Annotated in this window: 1 protein-coding gene and 1 pseudogene; both read right to left on the bottom strand. The window is 63.9% G+C overall.

All coding sequences use genetic code 11. The features are described 5' to 3' along the window. Positions 1–90 precede the first annotated feature (90 nt). Complete coding sequence (locus EN935_RS25705; protein ID WP_127262970.1) at positions 91–2,136, bottom strand: hypothetical protein; 2,046 nt, start codon at positions 2,134–2,136, stop codon at positions 91–93. Continuing rightward, positions 2,136–3,909, bottom strand: a pseudogene (locus EN935_RS40915) (hypothetical protein); the annotation flags it as partial. The pseudogene EN935_RS40915 and the gene EN935_RS25705, both read right to left, overlap by 1 nt.

Here is a 3,909-nt window from a genome sequence, read left to right as displayed (position 1 = left end):
GACAGTGTTTGGGCATTGGCCGTCGGCGGCGGCACAGGCTTAATCTTCGCTTTGTGGGCCATCGAGATAAGCGGCAACAAGTGGCCGTTTTCAGCGCCGGGCCGCCGCTGACGATCCGACTTGATTTGCAATCGCTGAAACGATAGCCCGCCGCGCTGCCTTGGCCGATGCGCTTTCCGCACCGGCCGCCAACGCCTGCCGCGCCATGGTCGGATCGGTCTGCATTAGTGCCTCGCCGACCTTCGAAAGAACGCTCGGCGGAAGGCCCTTCGCCTCATTCAGCGTCTTTGCCAGCGCCGCCGTGATGGTGCCCCAAGCATCGCCCTTCATCAGCCGAGCCATAACCGACGGATCGAACTGGGACATGTCGGCAGTGTCGGCCAAATTGTCGGCCGTCCTCGAGCCGCCGGTTGCCGCGTTGCGCGTTTCGAACATCGTCTTTTCGCGGCCGAGCTGGTTCCACAGTCGCGGGCCACGACCTGGTGCCGTGACGACAGGGAATTCCATCCCGGTCGCATCCGAAATGAGCGGTCGCGACTTGTCGACGCCAACTGCGGCCGACTGTGCTTGCTCGATGAGAGGATCCGCATAGCCGACGCGGAATGCCGCCTGCTCTGCGGGTGTCATAGCCTGATAGACAGCGGTCGTGTCCTGGGCGCGACCGCGCATCGCTGCTGTCTTGCCGGTGCCGACTGCCTCAATCCGCCGAGAAGCCGCGGCGAACGCGTCCCTGGCTGCTGCATACGGCGCTGAGGCATCGGCCAGCGTCTGGTCGAGCACGCGCTGAACATTGCCCAGATAATGCGCCCGGTTGCCGGCGCCCTGGTTCTCTGCCTTCGTGATCATGTCGTCGAGATCGAGCTTGGCACGAAATACAGCATTGAAATCGGTCAAGTTCGATCGGCCGTCAGTGATCATCGAGCGAACACGAGACAGCGCGCCTTCAATGCTATCATTTGCGATCTGGTTGTTCGGCCGAGCGATCGAATGAACACCAGGCTGCAGAACTTGGTCGATGGCCGTCACAGCCGGCGAAATGTCGACCGGGTTGGCCTGCTGGCGGGCCTGTCCGTAGAGCTGCGAGGCTTCGGTGTCACGTGCCCCTATGAGGGCCGCCGTTCTTTGCGTGGCGGTGTCTGGAGCGTCGAAGGCTTCAGACAGGGAATTGACCACGCGGCGGCCTTGGCCAGCCTGCCGAGCGTTGAGCGCCTCGACGACCATCTGGCGGGCTTCATTCGGATTGCGCGTGACGGTTGAAAGCAGCCTTTGGCCCGAATGCCCCATGGCATCGGCTACGGTGAACACCGGCTGATTGTCGGCATGTGCAGCGGCGAGGCTTTGCGTGATGTCGTCGACGGACGAACCTGAGCGCTTGATGCCTTCGCCCAAAGCAGCATTCGCATAGCTGTCCGGACGCAACCGAGCCATGACCGGCGAAACAATCGGCTTGAGCAGGTTGGCAGCGCCGGCAACGAGCAGCGGGGCTACGCCGCCAGTCACAGTGCCTACAGCCGAACCCAATAGACCTTTTTTGACCCGGTCCTCGATCCCTTCGCCGCTACCGAAACCGGTCAGGCCGCCGAGGATTGACCCATCTGCCGCGCCGCCTGCCGCGATGCGCAATAGGGGAGCGCCAGCTTCAGCCGCGCGAACGCCGAGCGACAGACCACTTTTCGCCATCGCAGCGCCGCCGGCAACGCCCGCCGCACCCATGCCCGCGATGTACGATTTCGGATTGTCGTCATAGGCCTGCTGCTGATCGCCGCGAATGTCCTTCAGCGCTTGGTTGTAGGTCGATCCGGTGCGACCAGGCAGCTTCTCGATGAGGGAGACAAGGCCAGCCGCGCCCTCATCCGCAAAGCCCATGCCGGCCATATCGGCGGCGCCCATGCCGGCAGAGCCGAGCTTACCGTATTGCTGAACCTCGCCGGTCTTCTGGTCATAGCCTTCGACGCCGGGCGGCGCAAAGGCAGGGACGCCTGGCGGTTGCATGGTGTCAGGATTGACACCTTTGAAATTGCGGACATCGTCGAGGCTTACGCCTTCGCTGGCGATATAGCGATCAATGTCACCCTCGGGCGCATTCTGCCCGACCATCTTGCCGACATTGCCTTTGATGCGTGCGAGATCAGCCATCAGTCGAGACCGTATTTCTTCTTCAGGTCATCAGCGCCACCGGCCGACGGGGCTTCATCCTGCACGTCGCCACGATTGTTCTTAATCGCCTCAACCATGGTGTGGATGCGAGCCAGCTTGTCGTCGATCGAGCCTTTCGCCTCGCCCACTTTCGGAATGAGGGTCGAAGACAGGTTCTCGACCTCTCCCGGCGTCGCCGTCGCACCGGACACGCTGTAGAGATACGAAGCAACGACGGTGCGGAGCGAGTTCGCAGCCTGCTGGTATTCCTGTGTCGTGGCATAGTCAGCGCCAACTGGCAGGTTCGACCAAAGCTGATTGCTCGGGTCCGACATCGCGCCGAAGGTCTGATCGATCCGCTCAACCTCGGGTTTGACCACGGTGTAGAGCTGCTGATTGCGCTGCTGCGCTTCGTTCGGCGGCTTTTTAAGCGACTTCGGATCAGTCAGCGGGATCATGCCCGGGCGCGTTTGCGTGGGCTGCGGTGGTGTTGCAGCGGGCGCCACAGGTGCGGGAGCGGCCGGCGCCGCAATCGGCGCGGCGGGAGCCGGAACACTTGCCTGCGGGCTTGACTGGGGTGTCGGAGTGATAGGCTGAGCCTGGCCGCCTGCGGCTTGGCCGAAGACGCCCTGCGGCGTCATAAAGATCAACTCGCCGTTGGGGCCGGTGATGGTCTTGCCCGCGCCAATCTGGGCGGCCTGTTCCGGGGTCAGTTTGCCATTCTGGATCAGCCAGTTGAGGGACTGGCCTTCAACCGACTTGCCGTCGAAGATATCGCCGATCGCGCTGCCGCTACCGATGCTCTTGGTCTCGCCGCTGGCCGCGTCGAACAAGGTATGATCGTCGAGCTTCTGCCACTGCTTGGGCGGGACGACCAGCGACTTGCGCGCTGCCTGAATTTGCAGCTGCCGGAGCGGGTCGGCATCCTGCATCCTCTGCTGAAGCATCATACTGGCCACGGCCTTTTGCTCTGGGCTGAGCCACGGATCTGCGGCGGCCTGCATAAGCTGCTGGACGGACGGGCCGGCCTGACCGGGCTGAATGGCGTCACTGGAGCCGCCTGCCATCACAGGCAGATCGCCGCCGCCCGAAGTGGCCGGCATGCTGGTTTCGATCCAACCCTGATCGCCGGTCGCGCCAGCCATTCCAGTCGTCTGCGCGTATTGATAATTCTTGCCGTCCGATCCTTTGCGGATTTCGCCGGGCGTGCCGGGGCCTTGCGGCTTGCCGCTCTGCATGGCGTGCGCGACCTGCTGGACGCCAGGCGAAGCTGGCGCGGCCTGCTCAGGCTGCATTGCACCCGCCAAAGCTTGAACGACAGGTGACGGGGCCGCTGGTGCCTGTGCGGGCGGATTGGCCGCACTGAGGGCCTGCACGACCGCGCCCTGCCCGCTGATTGGCGTCGGGCTCATCATGGTCGACAGGACACGCTCGCCGGCTGGCGTGGTCGCAGCAGGATCGCCGGGGCCTGGATTGGGCAGCGGCGCGGCGGGATAAGTCGGACGAGCTGTGGGAGCCTGCATCTGATTGGGGAGCTGCGGCACGCCGCCGGGGGCAGCCATGGGCGCGCCTGGCTCTGTAAAGTTTTTCTCTCCGTTCGCATGCCGTTGGTTGAAATCCGCCATAACCGAAGCCATGTCGGACGGGTCATTACTGGCAACCTGGACAGGCGCATCAGCGGGCGCCGCCGCCACGCTGCCGTCGCCGGGAGCCGCACTACCGAAGCGCTTCTGATATGCCAGCGCATTGGCAAGCCGCGTCCCTTCCCCGCCC

Origin of the sequence: Mesorhizobium sp. M7D.F.Ca.US.004.03.1.1 (assembly GCF_003998635.1) — a bacterium.
Lineage (GTDB): Bacteria > Pseudomonadota > Alphaproteobacteria > Rhizobiales > Rhizobiaceae > Mesorhizobium > Mesorhizobium loti.
This window is presented reverse-complemented; position numbering and strand designations above follow the sequence as displayed.

What these genes read in the sequence shown, in the direction of transcription:
- EN935_RS25705 (WP_127262970.1), bottom strand. Translation starts at nt 2,136, where the DNA reads ATGGCTGATCTCGCACGCATCAAAGGCAATGTCGGCAAGATGGTCGGG.